Consider the following 16,800-nt stretch of genomic DNA (forward strand, 5'->3'; position numbering starts at 1 on the left):
ATCCCACTAAGATAAAGCCTTAAAAGAATAATATGGATTTTTTACTATTACCTGTACTCAGCTTTCTAATCGGCATCATCGTCGGCTTAACTGGAATCGGTGGAGCATCACTCATCACCCCAATGCTCATATTTATCTTCCAAGTACCTCCTGCTGTTGCAGTCAGTTCTGATATCGTCGCAGCAACAATGATGAAAATCGTCGGAGGGGTAAAACATTGGCAACAAGAAACCCTCGACTGTCAAGTTGTTAAATGGTTGGCATTAGGAAGCGTACCTGGTTCCCTTGCGGGAGTGGGAATTTTATATCTAATTCGCCAAATGGGAATCGCCAACTTAGATGAAATCCTTCTGCGTTTATTGGGGTTCATGATTCTGGTAGTCGTCTTTTTAGGACTCGGACAGTTAGTTATCAAAGGATTTTTCCCTGATTTTGAATTACCTCAACCGCCAAAGTTCGATTTAAATACTTCTGTTGGACGCATTCAAGCAATGAGTGTAGGAGCAATTTTAGGATCAATGGTGGGAATGACCAGTGTTTCTTCGGGTTCTTTATTCGCAATGGTGTTGATTGCGTTTTTTCAACTCGACTCCCGCAAATTAGTTGGTACAGATTTAGCCCAAGCAGCTATTTTGCTCTCATTTACATCTCTTGGACATATTCTTTTAGGAACTGTGAACTGGGGTTTAGTGATCCCTATTTGGATAGGGACAATTCCAGGAGTCATGTTAGGTGCAAAGCTTTGTCAGCTAATGCCTCAGCGTGTTCTTAAATTTGCAATTTATACACTACTTATAGGAGTTAGCTGTAAGTTAGTTTATTAGGTCCACGTATATTTTTAATTTCTAAATAGGACTTCGTACCCCATTACGGGATTAACAAACTAGTAAAGAGCGTTAAGCTCTGATAATAGTAATAGAACGACCATTTTTTGTATTTACAACTTGAGTATTTAAACGTTCTGCTATCGGTAAAGCTTTGGTGCGTACATCGAAAATAACCAACCACCCACAATTTACTCCTAGTCGAGCCAAATAAGAATCTAACTGTTCAATACCTGACTCCATTGGATCGCCCTTTTTATCTCGCCAAGCTTTTAACTAAATCCCTAATGTTATATTTCTATATTTCAAACATAAATCCATTCGGTCACGTCCAATGGCGTACTCCCGTTCTAAAGTTCTACTCCCGTTAACCACACGATGTAAAAATGCCATGAGTACCAAGTGCGGTGCAATCTCATGATAAGCAGCGCTACCAAGTAATGGCTCTCCATGCTGTCTCCAAAATACCAAAAATGCCTGCAACAAAGCATCTGTGTCTAACTCACCGCTAGGAGTTAACCAAATGGGTGCAATTTGAGGTAGCGAAGCCATCGGTGTTACTGTTAACACTCTCGGTAACACTTCACGGTAAATTGGATTAGCGATCGCCAGTCCTCCTAGTGGATCCATTTTGCATAAACCCAAGTCGATAACAAACTGGATATCATCATTGGGTACATCTCCAAGTTCCAGTCCTGCTAATATTGGCTCAATAATTGCCTTTACTCTTGGTTCTCTCAGTCGTTCAGCAAGGGAATCGAGATGAGTATCTTGCCTTACTATCAAGATTTCCTTTGCAGAGTTCACATGTTCCGGTGTTATGGCGACATTTGTCTCTGTTACCATCTCTTCAACAATTTCTTTAGCAAGGGCATTTACTAACCACGGTTGTCCTTGAGTCAAATAAAAAGCTGTCTCAATAGCCTCTTGTGTAAAAACTTGTCCGGTATCTTTGGTATGCTGTTGATATAAATAGTGAATGTCAGCTTGACAGGGACCTGCGGTATTAAACCAACGAGACATAGGGATATGCGGCGCGATCGTGCTGCATTAAGTTTAACAGCAGGAATTGTAAGCAGTTAAGCTTTAGCAAAATTATCAAGTGGCCTTCTCTTCTCCCAAGGGAGACGCTGCTTGTCACGCTTGCTTAAGCGCAGGGGTACGAGACGCTTCCCGCTCTTCGGAGAGGCTGCGCCCGACGCGCAGCTATGCCCGCAGGGCTTTACGCGAACACACGCGGGCAGACGGTTCGGACAAAGTCCTAAGTGCATTAAAAATTACAATGAAACTAGTTATAACGAAATATAACAATTTTAGAACTTTTCCTTACATAGCGGTCTGGAATATGTTAACCTGAAAAAGATGAGAATTAATTCGGTGATTCTGTTTGTTAATTATATTAATTGGCTTGTCTCCGAAATCTAAATCTCCACACACTAGGATTTTGGAGACAGTACTATGTCCGTTTATGTAGGCAACCTTTCTTATGAAGTTACAGAAGCTGGTCTACAATCTGTGTTCGCAGAATATGGTTCTGTAAAGCGCGTTCAGCTACCTACTGATCGCGAAACGGGGCGTTTGCGCGGCTTTGCTTTCGTAGAAATGAGTTCAGAAGCTGAAGAATCAGCTGCTATTGATGCACTAGATGGTGCTGAATGGATGGGTCGTGACCTAAAAGTGAATAAGGCAAGACCACGGGAAGATAGAGGTTCTTTCGGTGGTAACCGAGGCGGCGGCAATTTCCGTAACCGCTACTAATAGAAATATAGTAATCTCTTGTAGATACTGAATCTAAGAGGCAAAAAGTGTTCACAGTATGGTGTCACTTTTTGTTCGTAGCCCCTCATACAGAAATTGAGGGGCTTTTTGTCGCTTAATTGAGGGTAGACAAGAAACTTTTGTTGGCGATGGCTAATTTAGCCAGGAATAATCTGAACAATCAATGATCGTTTATCGAGTAACTGGATTTTACCAACTTTATTGAGATCCTCTGCAATCCGCTCTAGTAGTTCTCCAGCGCGATCGCGATACTGATGTTCTCGACCTCGTAAGCGAATTAAAAACTTAACTGAATCACCTTTACTCAACCATTGAATAGCTTGCTCAATACGTATTTGGTAATCAGACGTCCCAACATTCGGACGGAATCTAACTTCCTTGACTACTGGTCTAGAACTTTGGTTTTGACGCTTTTTTTGCTGGTACTGAAATTTTCCATAATTCAGAATTTTAGTCACAGGAACTTCTTTAGCTTCGGAGACAACGACTAGATCAAGATCCAGACTCTCAGCTAAACTCAGAGCTTCTTTAGTGTCAATAAGACCACGATTGTTATTTTCATGGTCTATTAACAAGACCTGAGGTGACTTGATTTGATGGTTAATGAGTTGTTTATGGACTACGATAATATTTGCCTCTGGGTAATTTACTACTAGGCTAGCACAACGCTTACTAACTTTCCACAGGTTAGTCCTTTTACATCAGTGTTGATGAAGTCTGAATTTGCAGGACGAAACTTCAAAGCTAAGGGACGGATGCAGTACAAAAGTTCGCAGTTTAGCTTCCCAATGTTGGAGAAACTTTTGTAAAAGTTTTTGAGAGTGGTTTTTCCCGTTCCCGTTGGTGTTAGTGAGATTCCGGACAAAATATAACACCAAATCGTCAACTATAGGTGCGCAAAATTCAGCAGTAAAGTCCCACTCCAAGGGAGGCTCATAAAGGGTAGAAAAAATTTTACCTTGCCCTAATTTACAAAGCAGCGTCAAAAACCTGCTGTGCAGTGAGGTTGAGTTGGGGAAAGGTGGGGGATACGATTCGATTATTCCCAGTGAACTTGGTGACTTCGTACTCATCTCCTATAAGCTGACATACCGAGAAAGTAGGCTGCTTGGGATCTCCGATAAACCGCTTACCCCCTAACGCTGCATAATCTGCAATCCAGAATTCAGGGATACCCATTTCCTCATAATCGGCAAATTTCAGGTGATAGTCATCCCGCCAGTTGGTACTAACGACTTCGACAACTAAAGGTACAGATGCTGCTTGAGTAACTGTTGACTGTTTTTGAAAAAGAGGTTCGTTGCCAAGATTATCAAGATTTAGTAACAATACATCAGGTGAGTAAGCAGATTTAGCAGAAGGTGTTTTAACAAAAGCAGTCTTGGGGATGCGGTAAGGCAACCCTATCCTGACATACTCTATAGTTATTTTCTCAGCTAAAAAGCCAACAACTTTTTCATGGTCTCCGGTTGGGGGTGCCATCTCAATAATCACTCCATTATGTAGCTCGTATCGCACCCCGTCGTTGGGATACCACTCAATAAATTCCTCGAAGGTTACTGTTTTGGGTAGAGTCGTAGTCATAGAATTTTACCAAAATAGTACGGGAGGGTGAAAGCCGACGCGGGGGGACGCCAGTCGCTACAACTTTGGGAACCAAAGCAACGCGCTGGCTCATTTATCCCCCGTGAGTGATCGGATCGGGTAGTGACTTAATCCAATCCTGCACCACCTCTGAGACGGATACGCCCAGTTTATCAGCAAACGCTTGCACCTTTGCTTTTTCTCGTTCTGTGACTCGGACTACAATTTTTAATTCTCTTGCCATTTTCCGGAATCTTAATGACTCAGATGCCGAAAAAGGAGTGTAGGCGATCGCATACAACAAAAGGAGGATGAATGACCAACGCCAACGCACAAACAGAAGACTTAAACACACCCTTACAATATTTTTGATGCATAGCAACATTTACAACAGTTTTGAGACAAATGAGGGAAGAGGTACACCGATAGTCCAAGGGCGTAGCCTTCGGCTTCTCGCAGAGTACGCCGTTCGCTCCTACTAATGTACCTCACGCACCTCGAATGCGCTGTAAGGATATAGGCTTTGAAACCCTTGCCAGATAAACATTCTTGTTTTGTTTGATATCAAAAACTTCTGAGAGTAGCAGTCAAACCAACGATCCCAATAATCTTGTTGATTTGTCAACTTCGCGATGAGTTTATCGTAAGTAGCAAACCAGCTTTCCCAATAATCGTTGGGTTGCTTCACACAACCGTTGTAGGTTGGACAAGAAGCTTTACACTGAGGCACTGTATATACAGTATCAACGCAGTTTTTACAAAGGTTGGGGTCAATCCAGGGACGCTCATCAATCATCTTGATCGCGCCTACAGGACATTCGGATAGACAAATATTGCAGGAAATACACTGACTAGTAATTTGGTAAGTCATGACTATGTTCCTCGTAAGTTTGTTAGTAGTTAGTGGTTAGTTAGTTATTTTTTACACAAAATAACCAACCACTAATCATTAACAGTCCTTATTCCATTGCTCGTAAAACTCACTAGCGACCTTTTCAATCACGTCGTAAGCTTCAACAGCTTGAATTCCAGCGGCTTGCAATTTTTCCTTGGGAGATTCACCCATCTTAGAAACCAAAACTGCTTTGCAATCAGCGATGGTGTTGATGATATTTTCTAAGGTAGCTTTCTCTCCATATCCACCTTGGCAATAATGGTCAACTCTACGATGACCAACAAAGCGAACTCCATTGCTATCGACTTCATAAATCTGGAATTCCTTTGCATGACCGAAGTGCTGGTTGACGATTCCACCACCTTTTGTTGCTACTGCGACCAATATCTTGGGACTGTTTTGTAAAGCCACGTTAGTACGTTGTGCTTTTTCTTTGGCTGCTTTGAGTTCTTCTTTAAACTTCTCAATACCTGCGTGAATTTCTTGACGCTGTTCAAGGTTATATTCTGGAGCCATGTTCAAGAATTTATCTTTGGTAAATTCCAGGCTGCGGTCTTCACCCAATAACCCTACTGCATCTGCCCGACATTGACGACAATGACGCATCATTTTCATATTACCAGCGCACTGGTCTTGCACTTCCTTAAGTTCTTTAGGTGTGGGACCGCGCTGACCCGTCAAACCGAAGTGAGTGCCGTGTTCTGGTGCAGAAATCAGAGGCATAATATTGTGAAGGAATGCCCCTTTTGAGCGAATCACCTTATTGACTTCTACTAGGTGCTCGTCATTAATACCCGGAATCATTACCGAGTTGACTTTGCACAAGATATCGGCTTCTTGGAGAGCTTGTAAGCCTTCCATCTGCTTTTCGTGCAGAATTTTGACGCCTTCAATACCTTTATAACGTTTACGGTTATAGTGAACCCAGGGATAAATCTTCTCTCCGATTTCTGGATCCACCATATTAATAGTAATGGTGACGTGATCTATATTTAGTTGCTTGATGCGATCGACATATTCAGGAAGCATCAAACCATTGGTTGAGAGGCAGAGCTTGATATCTGGTGCTTTATCGGCAACTAATTCAAAGGTACGGAAAGTTTTTTCTGGGTTTGCGAGTGGATCTCCAGGACCTGCGATTCCCAATACTGTCATTTGGGGAATCTTACCTGCAATCACCAAAACTTTATGTGCTGCTTCCTCTGGGGTTAGCAATTCGCTTACCACTCCAGGACGACTTTCGTTAGCGCAGTCGAATTTCCGATTGCAGTAGTTGCATTGAATGTTGCAAGCAGGTGCAACTGCAACGTGCATTCTTGCATAGTGGTGATGAGCGTCTTCGCTATAGCAGGGATGATTGGCAATCCGTTGTTTAAGTTTCTCATCCATTTCCACGGTGGTGCTGCTGCTACATCCGCAACCACCGGATTTTGTTTTGGTTGTTGGCTCCGTAACTAGAGAGGTAACGAGTCCTGTAGACTGTGGTGTCATTGAATTTCGCAAAGGTCGGGTACTGATGCTGCCACTGTGGGAGATGCTATTTGTTTTACCCAGGAATGGAAGTCACGTTACTGTAAGAGAGGCTTACAACCTAAGTTTCTTTAACTGGTGTGTGTCAGCTTGTGAAACAAGGCGTGAAATCTTTGCTTACAGGCGCGACTTCGGTTCACAGGGGCATGGTGCTACTTCATCATCCCTCCACTCACTTGGAAGCGCTTTTGTTTTTGATTAGCGCGTTAAGTGCTTGGCGATATAGGTTTTATATCAGTTGTTTTAAACAGGGCTAGTAGGTTTGCTCGATATAGAATTTATTGAATTGATTAAGCTTGTACTCACAATACAAAACCCTGATGCTTAGCACATCAGAGAATTTTAAAAAATTTTTTTGGGTAGAGGTACTAGTATTTTTAGGATGGGGTACGAGTGTTTATGAAGGAGGGGGCAGGTATTTGTGTACTCAAATAAAACTCAAGCCCAGCAAAGGTTTGAGCCAAATTTTAGCTTTTTTTAATCTATCTAGCCTTGTACTCAAAGGCTGATAAAATGTTACCCGGAGTACTAACTGAAGACCGATTTTTTCTTCAGAAATCTGGAGTAGTCTACATGCGTCTACTCCAGAAATGTGCGAAATTCAATTCTGTATCCAACATATCATTTTTTTTTGAGAAAAAATTCAATTTATATTTTTTTAATCTTCCTTGTAAGCGGTTCTATCCCATGCAGTAAAAGGCTTTGAGTCCTTTATTAAGCCCGCATTAATTATGGGAAATGGGCATGGGGCATGGAGCATAGGGCATAGGGCATGGGGCACGGGATAATTGGTACAGGGCAGAGGAGAAAAATTATAAGTGACTATGCAAAACTAATTATCTTTCTTGGCGCTGGAATCGCTGTTCCACAAGTATTTCAGCCGGTGTGAATATAAAATCGATTTTGCGGATGTACTTATCGGTAAATCTTGAGCAAGAAGGAACTTCTATAAGCTTTTTTCTCCCAATGCCCCATACCCCATGCCCGATGCCCATTACTCCTTGAGTACACCAATACTTATTCCTGCCCCCCAAAAATACTAGTACCCGACCTCAGAAATACTAGTACCCCTACCCCAATAAAAATTTTCTATTGCCTTTACATAAAAGTTTGGGGGTTATGAGTACAGCCTTAATCAATCCAATAAATTCAATCAACGTCAGATATACTCGAACATTTGGAGCCTCCTGCTATAAGCAGAAAAACAGAGCACGGCTCTTTTCACTCTCACAGCACCAATGCAACAGACTCTAGACCGTACTAGGAATTCACAAAGCAAAAAAATGTCAGATTGTGTCAGTAACAACTATCTCAAAACCCTGCTTTCTGGCGTTTTTTTTGAGCCGCTCTTGACTGATTTTCTCATTATCTTTAAGCGTGATCCAGCAGCACGTAATTGGCTAGAGGTTTTGCTGTGCTATCCAGGATGGCATGCAATCTGCTTACATCGTGTTGCCCACTGGTTATATCGTCATAAAGTGGGTTTTCTTCCTCGTTTAATTTCTCATTTAGGACGATTTTTAACCGGAATTGAAATTCACCCAGGAGCACAAATTGGTAAGGGTGTGTTCATCGATCATGGTTTGGGTGTTGTCATCGGTGAAACGGCGGTAATCGGAGACTATACACTCATTTACCAGAATGTTACTCTTGGTGGTACTGGAAAAGAAACCGGTAAGCGCCATCCTACTTTAGGCAACAATGTCGTAGTGGGAGCAGGCGCAAAAGTTTTGGGTAATATTCAAATTGGCGATCGCGTCCGTATTGGTGCTGGTTCAGTTGTTTTGCGTGATGTTCCATCAGATCACACTGTCGTGGGAATCCCTGGGCGCAATATTTCCAGGTCACAGGAGAAAAATCTATCACCTTTAGAACATGGCAAGTTACCCGATATAGAAGCTACTGTGATTCGCTCGTTATTGGAACGTATTTCCCGGCTTGAACAGCAGTTGCAAACTCTCAACAATCACTCTCAACAAAAAGAATTGGTAATAAAGGAACGTTAATTATGTTGCAACCATCGAGTTCTGAAGTCGTAGGCGAGTATATCTTGCAAATTCCTTTATGTGATCGCTGGCGAATCTATCACCGCTTACAAGAGTTGATGATTCCATGTTGGTGTTCAACGGATGGTTCTTTGCGAGTGCGGATTAATAGTTCTTTAATGGCTATTCTCGTTCGTAGCACTCTAGTGCAATTTATGGCAACTCGCCAGGAACTAATTGATTGGCTAGAACACTGTTGGCAGTTGCCAAGTACCTGAGTAAGTTATGTCAATCATCCCTGTTTCATGTCTCATTAGTACAACTGACTAGTATATATGGTGGCTTTAACTTCCACTAAATTGTATTAGACTGCTTGTGTAATTTTGTAGTAAAAATGTCAAGTAACTTAGTATGTCAGCTAGCTACAGTGATAAAAAATTTATCAATTTTTTGCAAAAAGAGCTAGAACTTTCAATGGGCGATATTGATGTCGCATGGCGAAAATATAAGCTAGAAAATGCTCCATTACCAATGCTTCTCTGGCAGTATGGCTTAGTCTCCATTGAACAGCTAGAACAGATTTTTAATTGGTTGGAAGACCAAACTTAGAAGGTAAACAAGAAACCAGAAGGGTAATCGTTTTGGATACTTGTGTTAAAGGTCATAATTGAATTTTGTGTTCTTTTATTTTCCCCAATTCCATGATTATAACTACAGCAATAATGCCATGGTTTAATGTATAAGTGTCTTCTACAATACTTAATTACATCTTATCATGACGGGTTAATAAATTCTGATAATTTAAAGATTTTACTTTATCTTGTCTAACAACATACAGATTAATTATTCACATTCCTCAACAATTACAAATGAAGAGTTAGTAACTTAAAGTTGTAATTGATTTAGTTTATGTACAAATACAGAAATTTATGTTTCTACAACTGTTAATTGATAAATTGGCTAAGAGGCATTTTACAGATGGATCAAATTATAATAAACGACATCACACTCCGTGATGGCGAACAAGCAGCTGGTGTTGCCTTTAATTTTGAGGAGAAAGTCGCGATCGCTAAATCACTCGATGCTCTCGGTGTTGATGAGATAGAGGTTGGCATTCCTGCAATGGGTGCAGAAGAAACACGAGCGATCGCAGCAATCGCCGACTTAGGTTTGCAAGCAAAATTGCTAGGTTGGAACCGCGCCGTCATCTCAGATATTCAGGCTTCTATATCGTGCGGTTTAAAGCGAGTGCATATAGCCGCTCCCGTCTCCGGAATTCAAATTGCCACCAAATTTCATGGACAGTGGCGCGTTACCCTACAACAACTAAGAGACAGTATTAGTTTCGCCTTAGATCAAGGTCTTTGGGTAGCAGTAGGAGGAGAAGATTCATCTAGAGCCGATGAAAACTTTCTCTTAGATGTAGCACTTTATGCTGAAGAATTAGGTGCATCACGTTTTCGCTTCTGTGACACAGTAGGTATTCTTGACCCCTTATCGACTTTCGCAAAAGTTCAGCGCTTGGTGATGGCTCTATCGATTCCTGTAGAAGTCCATACCCATAATGATTTTGGTTTAGCAACTGCTAATGCTCTTGCTGGTGTTCAAGCTGGAGCTTTATCAGTCAATACAACAGTAAACGGGTTAGGTGAAAGAGCCGGAAATGCAGCTTTAGAAGAAGTTGTGATGGCGCTCAAACATATTCACGGTATTAATTTAGGGCTTGACACTCCTCGTTTATTAGATCTTTCACGGATGGTGGCGTCTGCATCAGGCTCTAACGTTCCACCTTGGAAAGCAATCGTTGGTGAAAATACCTTTGCTCACGAAGCTGGGATTCATGCTCATGGTGTACTCCAAAATCCTATTACGTATGAGCCATTTGCTCCTGAAGAGGTAGGATGGGAACGGCGTTTAGTAGCAGGTAAGCATTCTGGTCGCCATTTGGTGTTTAACGTTCTACAGCAACACGGTATCATTCTAAACCCAGAAGAAACAACTTCTGTTTTGGAAGCAGTACGACAACAGTCGATAGAGAAAAAGCGTGGTCTAACGACAGAAGAACTATTAAATTTAGCGCACGAAAAAAGATATTCCCATGCAATTAGATGAGTTAGAGCTAGACCAACCGCCTGTTTTTGGGATTGGCGACAAAGTTCGTGTTCGTAAGCTAATCAAAAACGATGGTACTTTCCCAGGTCAAGAAATTGGGGCGTACTTAGCAAAAAAGGGAGATATCGGCTATGTCGTCAGTATAGGTACATTTTTGCAAACATCCTATATTTATGCTGTACATTTTTTGAATACAGGATTTATTGTAGGTTGCCGCAAAAAAGAACTAGAACTAGTTGAACATAACCCAGAAAATACTGCTCCCCGGAATACACCATATTAGGGAATTTCACGCACTCAAAAGGGACAACGGAACAATAGAAACTTTAGTTCCCTTAAAACGTTTCACGAGTAAATCTATAAAATAGGAACACTTTCATGAAAGTCATGCTGCGCCAAAACGCCTCTGGAACTTTAGTTGTCTACGTTGCTAAGAAAGATCTCGAGGAAGAAGTTGTTAAGCAAACAGAAGGAGAAGATGGAAAGATTTTGACTTTGGCAAATGGTTGGGAATTAGCATTTGCTAGTTTGCCAGATATGGTAGATTTACCACAGACAGTTGAGGCTAAACGGCTAGCGTAAATAATGCTGTAAGCAAGTATTATATTTCACTGCTTACATTCCTAATCACAGGATGCGGTTTTATCCGTGATTAATAAAACCCAAACTGGACATCGACACAATCCCCAATCGAGAAGTAGAGAATGCTATTTCCCCCTACTTCTAATTGGTGTGATGTGGTCATAGATGAGAGCCAGCTTGGGATTAAGTGCTTTGAATTTGCAGTTGGTGGAGTCCTATGTGACTTGAAGAAGATTTTGGCCAGGTGTTAGAAGGAGAAGTTGGCCAAGTCATAAGCTGAAATACCTGTAACTTCGTATTTGAGATGAAGACAGAAATTAGGATTTTGTCAGAAGAAAATGGACACAATCCTAAAAAAGAAGAAGAAAATGGACACAAATCCGGTAAACTAAAAAAAACCAAACTCTAACCAATCAATGCTCACAGAAGAAGAGTTTGACCAATGGTGCAGTCAAAAAAGGCTTGCCCAAAACACCCGCGCTCTTATAGCTCAGATTCGCCAAGTACCACCATCTCGGCGAGTACAAGGCAACTATGGCAATGTTTGTGGGAATTATTGTAGTGAAAAAATGGGTCAGACTATTCAGTTCGAGTCTCACCGGGGGGAGTTAGCGCATATTATAGACCAACTAGAGCATAACCGAGAAGTTTTAGAATATTACGACCAACCACCGCCTATAGAATTAAACTACTTTTCAAAAAGCGCTCGTCAAGTTCGTACAAGCCATACTCCTGATTTTTTCGTAATCGAAATAAACTGGGCTGGTTGGGAAGAATTTAAACCGATTAGTGAATTGCGCCTAAAAGCACAACAACAACCCAATCGCTACGTCCAAGATGAAAAGGGAAATTGGTTTTGTCCACCAGGTCAGGAATATGCGAAAAAATACGGACTTAACTATCGGGTCAGAACAGATCTCGAACAAAATACAATACGGTTGAGAAATTAATTCAGTGCTTATCTGAGTAGATTTGTAAATGAGGAAAATACGCTCTCATTGCAGGATGCTGCTTGTCAGTATCCAGGGATGGAGCCAACCCTGTTAGAGGCTTGGGAGCGTTTCAAACAACCCGCGAATCAAGTAAGCGCGTCTGAACGTGGGAAGACTCATTCTCCCCTGGAGCGGATCTCTAACAAGGTGGAAACTACTCAACCAGATAAGCTAATAGGGCTAAAAGTTGAGGGGTAAGATTTCTACCAGAATCTCCGTGTCTTTAGACCGGAGAGAGGTTCAAAGAAGTCAGTTTTAACTAAAACCAGTGACGATGGAATATTACAGCGTAAAGTACGTGCCTACGGCAATTTTGCAGAATACGTACCGCTCGCATTGATATTCATTTTGGCACTTGAGTTGATGCATTCTCAAAATTGGCTTCTGTGGTTTCTTGGTAGTGCGCTCACAATTGCTCGTATCGCCCATGCTTGGGGCGTGATTACAACTTATGGTCCCTCGCCCGGACGTGCCTTTGGTTTTTTCCTCACCTGGCTGGTGTATATTGTCGGTGCTGCTGCTTGTGTTTATTACGGATTTGCTGGGATCGTTCACAACTAAACCCATGTTCTGGGGCGTACGCGATTAGCTTGATCAACCATGAGAATTTTCTCCATTCCTGTAGATAAACGTGCCATATCCCGCAAAACTTTTTCTAGCCCTTTTCTGAGATGCAATTCCTCAAAAGGCTGTCCCAAAATTGAGATAGAGGAAGTAGGTGAGAGTGCTTGAGAAGTGACTAGGTGTAAAGCTGTTTCCAAAATCTGTATTGTCAGTTGATAGCGATCCAAGCTGTTAAGAGTAAGTGCTTCGATTGCCATTGAAGCCTCTTTGAGTTCTTTTGCACCTGGTGCAGAAGATGAAGAATCAATCAGTGTTCTGGCAATTTCGACGCGCGATCGCGTATACAAATTAGAACTTTGCGGTATACGTTCCAAAGCTGCCACCGCTTTATTTCTGTCTCCTATTGCACACAAGCAACGAGCCAGACCAAACGCAGCTGAAGTATAACTAGGGTCTGTGCCAGAAACTATATTATACATTCGAATCGCTAGTTGAAAATTACCCGCCTTTTCAGCTGCTAAGCCAAGAGCTAATTTAGGAGCAAGTTCTCCTGGCAAATAAGAGTACACTTTGTCAAAAGCTTCTTGTGCTTCGTTGGCTTTCTCCTGTGCCATAAAGCTTCGTCCCTTACACCACCACAATCGCCAATCTTGAGGGTGTTTCTTTTCAAATTGTGCTAAAGCTTTTTGCGCCTCATTATAATTGCCAATTTCAATCAGGGTATTTAGTAACCGTAGCAGTGCTTCTTGAGAGCTAGGAAATTGCTTGACAACTTGTCTCAAGCTAGCAGCTCGCTTACTTATATCAGGAATAGCACCTGCGTTAAGTACTGCGTTAAAAGCTATGTCTGTGGCGTCAAGCATCAGAATTGGCAACTGCTGGTAGTCAGCTTTAATTGGCTGAAAATCGATGTTATTTGTTAATGTCAGCATATCTCCGCCGAAAAGGTTGCTACCCGAGGGGTGAGGTGTGTTTGTTTGTTGAGCTACTATCTCCCGTAACACACCTAGCAACTGATCTGCCATTTCATCAGCAGACTGAAAGCGATCATCAGGATTTTTGGCTGTTGATTTCAGTAAAAATCGATATAGTGACTCTTGTTCGGCAAATAGTGGTTCTTCTTGAGGAGTAGGAAGGGTATATAAATGCTCTTTGGTAAAGCCTTTGATATTAGTTAACAGAACAGCGAGAGTCCTACCAATAGTAAATAAATCGGATGCAACAGTTGGTCCTTCGCCTGCTTCTGGCGCACTGTAACCTACAGTACCGTAGATGTCGCCGTCAGGATCATCAACGCGTCTGACACCACCTAAGTCAATTAACTTCACGTCGTTATCTTCAAGTATGACGTTATCTGGCTTGAAGTCACAATACACCAAACCCAAGGAATGGAGGTACGCAAAAGCACTTAAAATTCGGTGGATATAGGATATTGCTTCATCTACTGGTAACGCTCCCCTCTGTTGGCGAATTTCTTTCAACGTCTTGCCACCAACATACTCCATGACAATGAATCCTTCACTGCCATAGTTGACAAAGTTGTAGATGCCAACAATATTAGCATGCTTCACTGAAGCTAAAAATTGGCGTTCTGCTACCGCAACTGCTGCACTAGCTGCATCTTCAGTGTTGAGCAATCCTTTAAGAACGACGTAACGAGACAGAACTCTGTCAAAGCCCAAGTAGATCCAGCCTAGTCCACCATAGGCGAGAGCACCCTTAACTTCATATTGTCCACCTACTAAGTCGTTAGGTTTGAGAGAGGGTATGAAGGAATACTTTTGCCCACATTTGGGACAAAAACCTTTCTCCCTATTTAAACGGTTGTTACAGTTTGCGCAGAAGCGTTTATTGTCAGGAACCTTTGCTTCTGCCATAATTGCTTTTTCTGGTTCCGTCGAAGGCAATTCTGGAACCGATACAAGTCCAGCACCAAGATGCTTGCGGTTGCTTTTTCCACCAGATTGGCTTCCACGAGAACTTTTAGACCGGTCTGTATGCGGTGAAGAACCTGTTCCTGTCGTTATACTGGCACTTTTGGTATTTTGTTGGGTTTGTTTGGTAATGTTTTCATTTAAAGAAGTATTGATTTCAGCAAGCCCGCAAACGTTACAATAGCTATCCTCAATAATCCCATTACATTTGTTGCGCTTACAGCGATCGCCGTCCATTAAACTTTCCTTTATTTAGTTAAATGAACTTGTTTTAGCATTTATGAGAATAAGGCGGCAAATAACCATTGAGGCGTTTTTCGTATTGAGATACTAACTCCGCCGCTTTATTTAAAGGTGTTGGTCGAGTATAAAGAAGCTGGTGAGCTTGAGAAGCTAATTCAGACAAAATAGTATCCTCTACTCGTCCTCTTGCGAGTGCTTTAGCTTTGAGAGCTTCTAACCGTCCCCGGAGTTCTGCTCTTGTATCTAAAGGTGCCTTGTTTGCTAAGTACACAGCTTCCACAGATGCAATATATTGTTTCGCCTTGATGGTCCAGTTTTCTAAACCAACTTCCACAGGTTTTACAGAACCTTCCACGAACTTGGTTTCTAGTCGCCTTAGCCAGGAAGAAAGCGCTTCTATTTCCTCAATTGCTAACGGCTTTTGCAGCATTGAATGCTCAATCACCTTTAAGGTACTTTCGTCAAAAGCTGCTGTTGCGTTGGAATGCAATTCTAGTAATTGTGATTGTAGTTGATGCGCGATCGCGAAGTTCTTGCGTAACAGATCCTGCTGTTTAGCTGCCTGTTGGAGAAACAATTTTATCTGTGCTATCTGGGGGTAAATTTCTTTGGCAAAATCTGCCCTAACTCCTAGCGGATCTCGTTCAATATCAAGACGTAAAGAACTTATTTTTTCGCGAATTACGGGAAGTTCCTGTAAAGAATTTATTTTAAGAAAGTTAGCTAATGTTTGTAACTTGTGGATCTCGTCTTCCGTATAGCTTAGCAGTGGTTGTAACCGGCACCAAGCTTCGTCAACTGCTAAAACAACTTGCTTTGCCGCATCATAAGCGTTCATCATCAGCACAAGTAACTTTTGTGGAGCGATCGCATTAGTCGTCTGTGCAGCAGTTAAAAGTCCTCTGTTTGCCAATGGAGTGTGAACAACAGCTAACTGAATCGATGGTTTAGTCAAAATTTGTTCAATTTCCTGAAGTTTTTGTGGTGAACCCAAAAATCTTGGTATTGATGCCCGTATTTCAGCTGCTTGATTGATTGTTTTCACAAGCAGATCAAAGTAGCCAAACAAATCATTCATTGCTTCTAGGGCTGAAGTCACGCGGGCTTGCGTTACTCCCGTAAGTTGTACCTTAGAAAAACCAGAAACACCAGCAAGACGCTGGTATGTTGGAAGTCCGTGTAAGTCTATAAGGTTCTGACTCACAAGATCAATTTTCTTTTTCCAATCGGCTAACAATTTGTCAATTTCTTCAAGATTCATCCGTTGATTTTTGGTAAGTCCACAATTTAACTTATGAGTTACGTTGTAACACACACAAAGCTTGTAACAACTTTAACAAGAAAACCATCCCAAGTCAGCATTCAGCATCAGTTTACAGTTCTGGGATAGATACAACATCAGCTGGTTTGATATTATTAATAAGATGAGCAAAAGCAGCCCCAAAAACCGAAAAAACTGTCAGCACCCCGACCTAAAGGACGGGGCTTCGTGCCTCCCCTCTAGGGATAGCTGACCCGCTTAAGTGCAAGAGCGCACTACGTTATTGGGAAGTGTTTAAGTTCCTACCTACAGATGCGCAGCCAGTTTGTAGCTCTAGAACCAAGTAGTTAAACAGGCTTACCGGGTTAAGCCAGTGCTGCTTGGATATGAAAGTAAACGAATGTAAAGTAAAGTTACAGGCTAACAAAACGCCTAATTCATAAACAATCTGCGTCAAATCCACGCAATCATAAAAACATGACAGCAACCTTACAGCGCAACAAGAGTGCAAACGT

Annotated in this window: 17 protein-coding genes and 2 pseudogenes; 10 read left to right on the forward strand and 9 right to left on the reverse strand. The window is 41.8% G+C overall.

All coding sequences use genetic code 11. The features are described 5' to 3' along the window. The first annotated feature begins 32 nt into the window (after window positions 1-32). Window positions 33-824, forward strand: coding sequence for a sulfite exporter TauE/SafE family protein (locus G4P69_RS17695; RefSeq protein WP_208350645.1), 792 nt, complete (start codon window positions 33-35; stop codon window positions 822-824). A 72-nt stretch (window positions 825-896) separates the two neighbouring features. On the opposite strand, the pseudogene G4P69_RS17700 reads toward G4P69_RS17695, so the two are convergent. Beyond that, a pseudogene (locus G4P69_RS17700) lies at window positions 897-1,808 on the reverse strand (ATP-binding protein); the annotation flags it as partial. 474 nt (window positions 1,809-2,282) lie between these two features. On the opposite strand from G4P69_RS17700, the gene G4P69_RS17705 reads away from it, so the two are divergent. Then, a complete protein-coding gene (locus G4P69_RS17705; RefSeq protein ID WP_208346320.1) occupies window positions 2,283-2,582 on the forward strand; it encodes an RNA recognition motif domain-containing protein in 300 nt (99 codons plus the stop codon). A gap of 158 nt (window positions 2,583-2,740) precedes the next feature. On the opposite strand, the gene infC is transcribed toward G4P69_RS17705, so the two are convergent. The 5 genes from infC to nifB form a co-directional block, all read right to left on the reverse strand. Continuing rightward, window positions 2,741-3,289 carry a translation initiation factor IF-3 gene (gene infC / locus G4P69_RS17710; protein WP_279606305.1) on the reverse strand — a complete coding sequence of 183 codons (549 nt, stop codon included), beginning with the start codon at window positions 3,287-3,289 and terminating at the stop codon, window positions 2,741-2,743. A gap of 283 nt (window positions 3,290-3,572) precedes the next feature. Continuing rightward, window positions 3,573-4,187 (reverse strand): Uma2 family endonuclease, encoded by a 615-nt coding sequence (locus tag G4P69_RS17715; RefSeq protein ID WP_208350647.1) that lies wholly within the window; start codon window positions 4,185-4,187, stop codon window positions 3,573-3,575. A gap of 94 nt (window positions 4,188-4,281) precedes the next feature. After that, complete coding sequence (locus G4P69_RS17720) at window positions 4,282-4,572, reverse strand: hypothetical protein (RefSeq protein WP_208350648.1); 291 nt, start codon at window positions 4,570-4,572, stop codon at window positions 4,282-4,284. Between the two features lie 93 nt (window positions 4,573-4,665). Then, window positions 4,666-5,058, reverse strand: coding sequence for a DUF362 domain-containing protein (locus tag G4P69_RS17725; RefSeq protein ID WP_208346629.1), 393 nt, complete (start codon window positions 5,056-5,058; stop codon window positions 4,666-4,668). Window positions 5,059-5,136: 78 nt separating this feature from the next. After that, complete coding sequence (gene nifB, locus G4P69_RS17730; protein WP_208350655.1) at window positions 5,137-6,573, reverse strand: nitrogenase cofactor biosynthesis protein NifB; 1,437 nt, start codon at window positions 6,571-6,573, stop codon at window positions 5,137-5,139. Window positions 6,574-7,850: 1,277 nt separating this feature from the next. On the opposite strand from nifB, the gene cysE reads away from it, so the two are divergent. The 8 genes and pseudogenes from cysE to G4P69_RS17770 all read left to right on the forward strand — a co-directional run. Continuing rightward, window positions 7,851-8,618 carry a serine O-acetyltransferase gene (cysE, locus tag G4P69_RS17735; RefSeq protein WP_208346341.1) on the forward strand — a complete coding sequence of 256 codons (768 nt, stop codon included), beginning with the start codon at window positions 7,851-7,853 and terminating at the stop codon, window positions 8,616-8,618. Between the two features lie 2 nt (window positions 8,619-8,620). Continuing rightward, complete coding sequence (locus G4P69_RS17740) at window positions 8,621-8,875, forward strand: Asr1405/Asl0597 family protein (RefSeq protein ID WP_208346340.1); 255 nt, start codon at window positions 8,621-8,623, stop codon at window positions 8,873-8,875. 133 nt (window positions 8,876-9,008) lie between these two features. Continuing rightward, a complete protein-coding gene (locus tag G4P69_RS17745) occupies window positions 9,009-9,206 on the forward strand; it encodes a DUF2949 domain-containing protein (RefSeq protein ID WP_208346339.1) in 198 nt (65 codons plus the stop codon). A 369-nt stretch (window positions 9,207-9,575) separates the two neighbouring features. After that, a complete protein-coding gene (gene nifV, locus G4P69_RS17750; protein WP_208350662.1) occupies window positions 9,576-10,709 on the forward strand; it encodes a homocitrate synthase in 1,134 nt (377 codons plus the stop codon). After that, entirely contained in the window at window positions 10,696-10,992 is a 297-nt protein-coding gene (locus G4P69_RS17755) for a nitrogen fixation protein NifZ (protein WP_208350664.1), read from the forward strand. The genes nifV and G4P69_RS17755 overlap by 14 nt, the downstream gene beginning before the upstream one ends. A gap of 95 nt (window positions 10,993-11,087) precedes the next feature. Then, window positions 11,088-11,291 carry a putative nitrogen fixation protein NifT gene (gene nifT, locus G4P69_RS17760; RefSeq protein ID WP_208350666.1) on the forward strand — a complete coding sequence of 68 codons (204 nt, stop codon included), beginning with the start codon at window positions 11,088-11,090 and terminating at the stop codon, window positions 11,289-11,291. Window positions 11,292-11,707: 416 nt separating this feature from the next. After that, window positions 11,708-12,241: a TnsA endonuclease N-terminal domain-containing protein gene (locus G4P69_RS17765; protein ID WP_208350669.1), complete on the forward strand. Its 534-nt coding sequence runs from the start codon at window positions 11,708-11,710 to the stop codon at window positions 12,239-12,241. A gap of 318 nt (window positions 12,242-12,559) precedes the next feature. Beyond that, window positions 12,560-12,844: pseudogene (locus G4P69_RS17770) on the forward strand (MAPEG family protein); the annotation flags it as partial. On the opposite strand, the gene G4P69_RS17775 reads toward G4P69_RS17770, so the two are convergent. The 3 genes from G4P69_RS17775 to G4P69_RS17785 form a co-directional block, all read right to left on the reverse strand. Next, a complete protein-coding gene (locus tag G4P69_RS17775) occupies window positions 12,841-15,018 on the reverse strand; it encodes a serine/threonine-protein kinase (RefSeq protein WP_208350676.1) in 2,178 nt (725 codons plus the stop codon). The pseudogene G4P69_RS17770 and the gene G4P69_RS17775 overlap by 4 nt on opposite strands. A 34-nt stretch (window positions 15,019-15,052) precedes the next feature. After that, complete coding sequence (locus G4P69_RS17780) at window positions 15,053-16,285, reverse strand: hypothetical protein (RefSeq protein WP_208346194.1); 1,233 nt, start codon at window positions 16,283-16,285, stop codon at window positions 15,053-15,055. A gap of 280 nt (window positions 16,286-16,565) precedes the next feature. Beyond that, window positions 16,566-16,800 (reverse strand): hypothetical protein (locus G4P69_RS17785; RefSeq protein ID WP_208350679.1); only part of this gene is annotated, 235 nt, incomplete at its 5' end.

Source organism: Aetokthonos hydrillicola CCALA 1050 (genome assembly GCF_017591665.1).
Lineage (GTDB): Bacteria > Cyanobacteriota > Cyanobacteriia > Cyanobacteriales > Nostocaceae > Aetokthonos > Aetokthonos hydrillicola.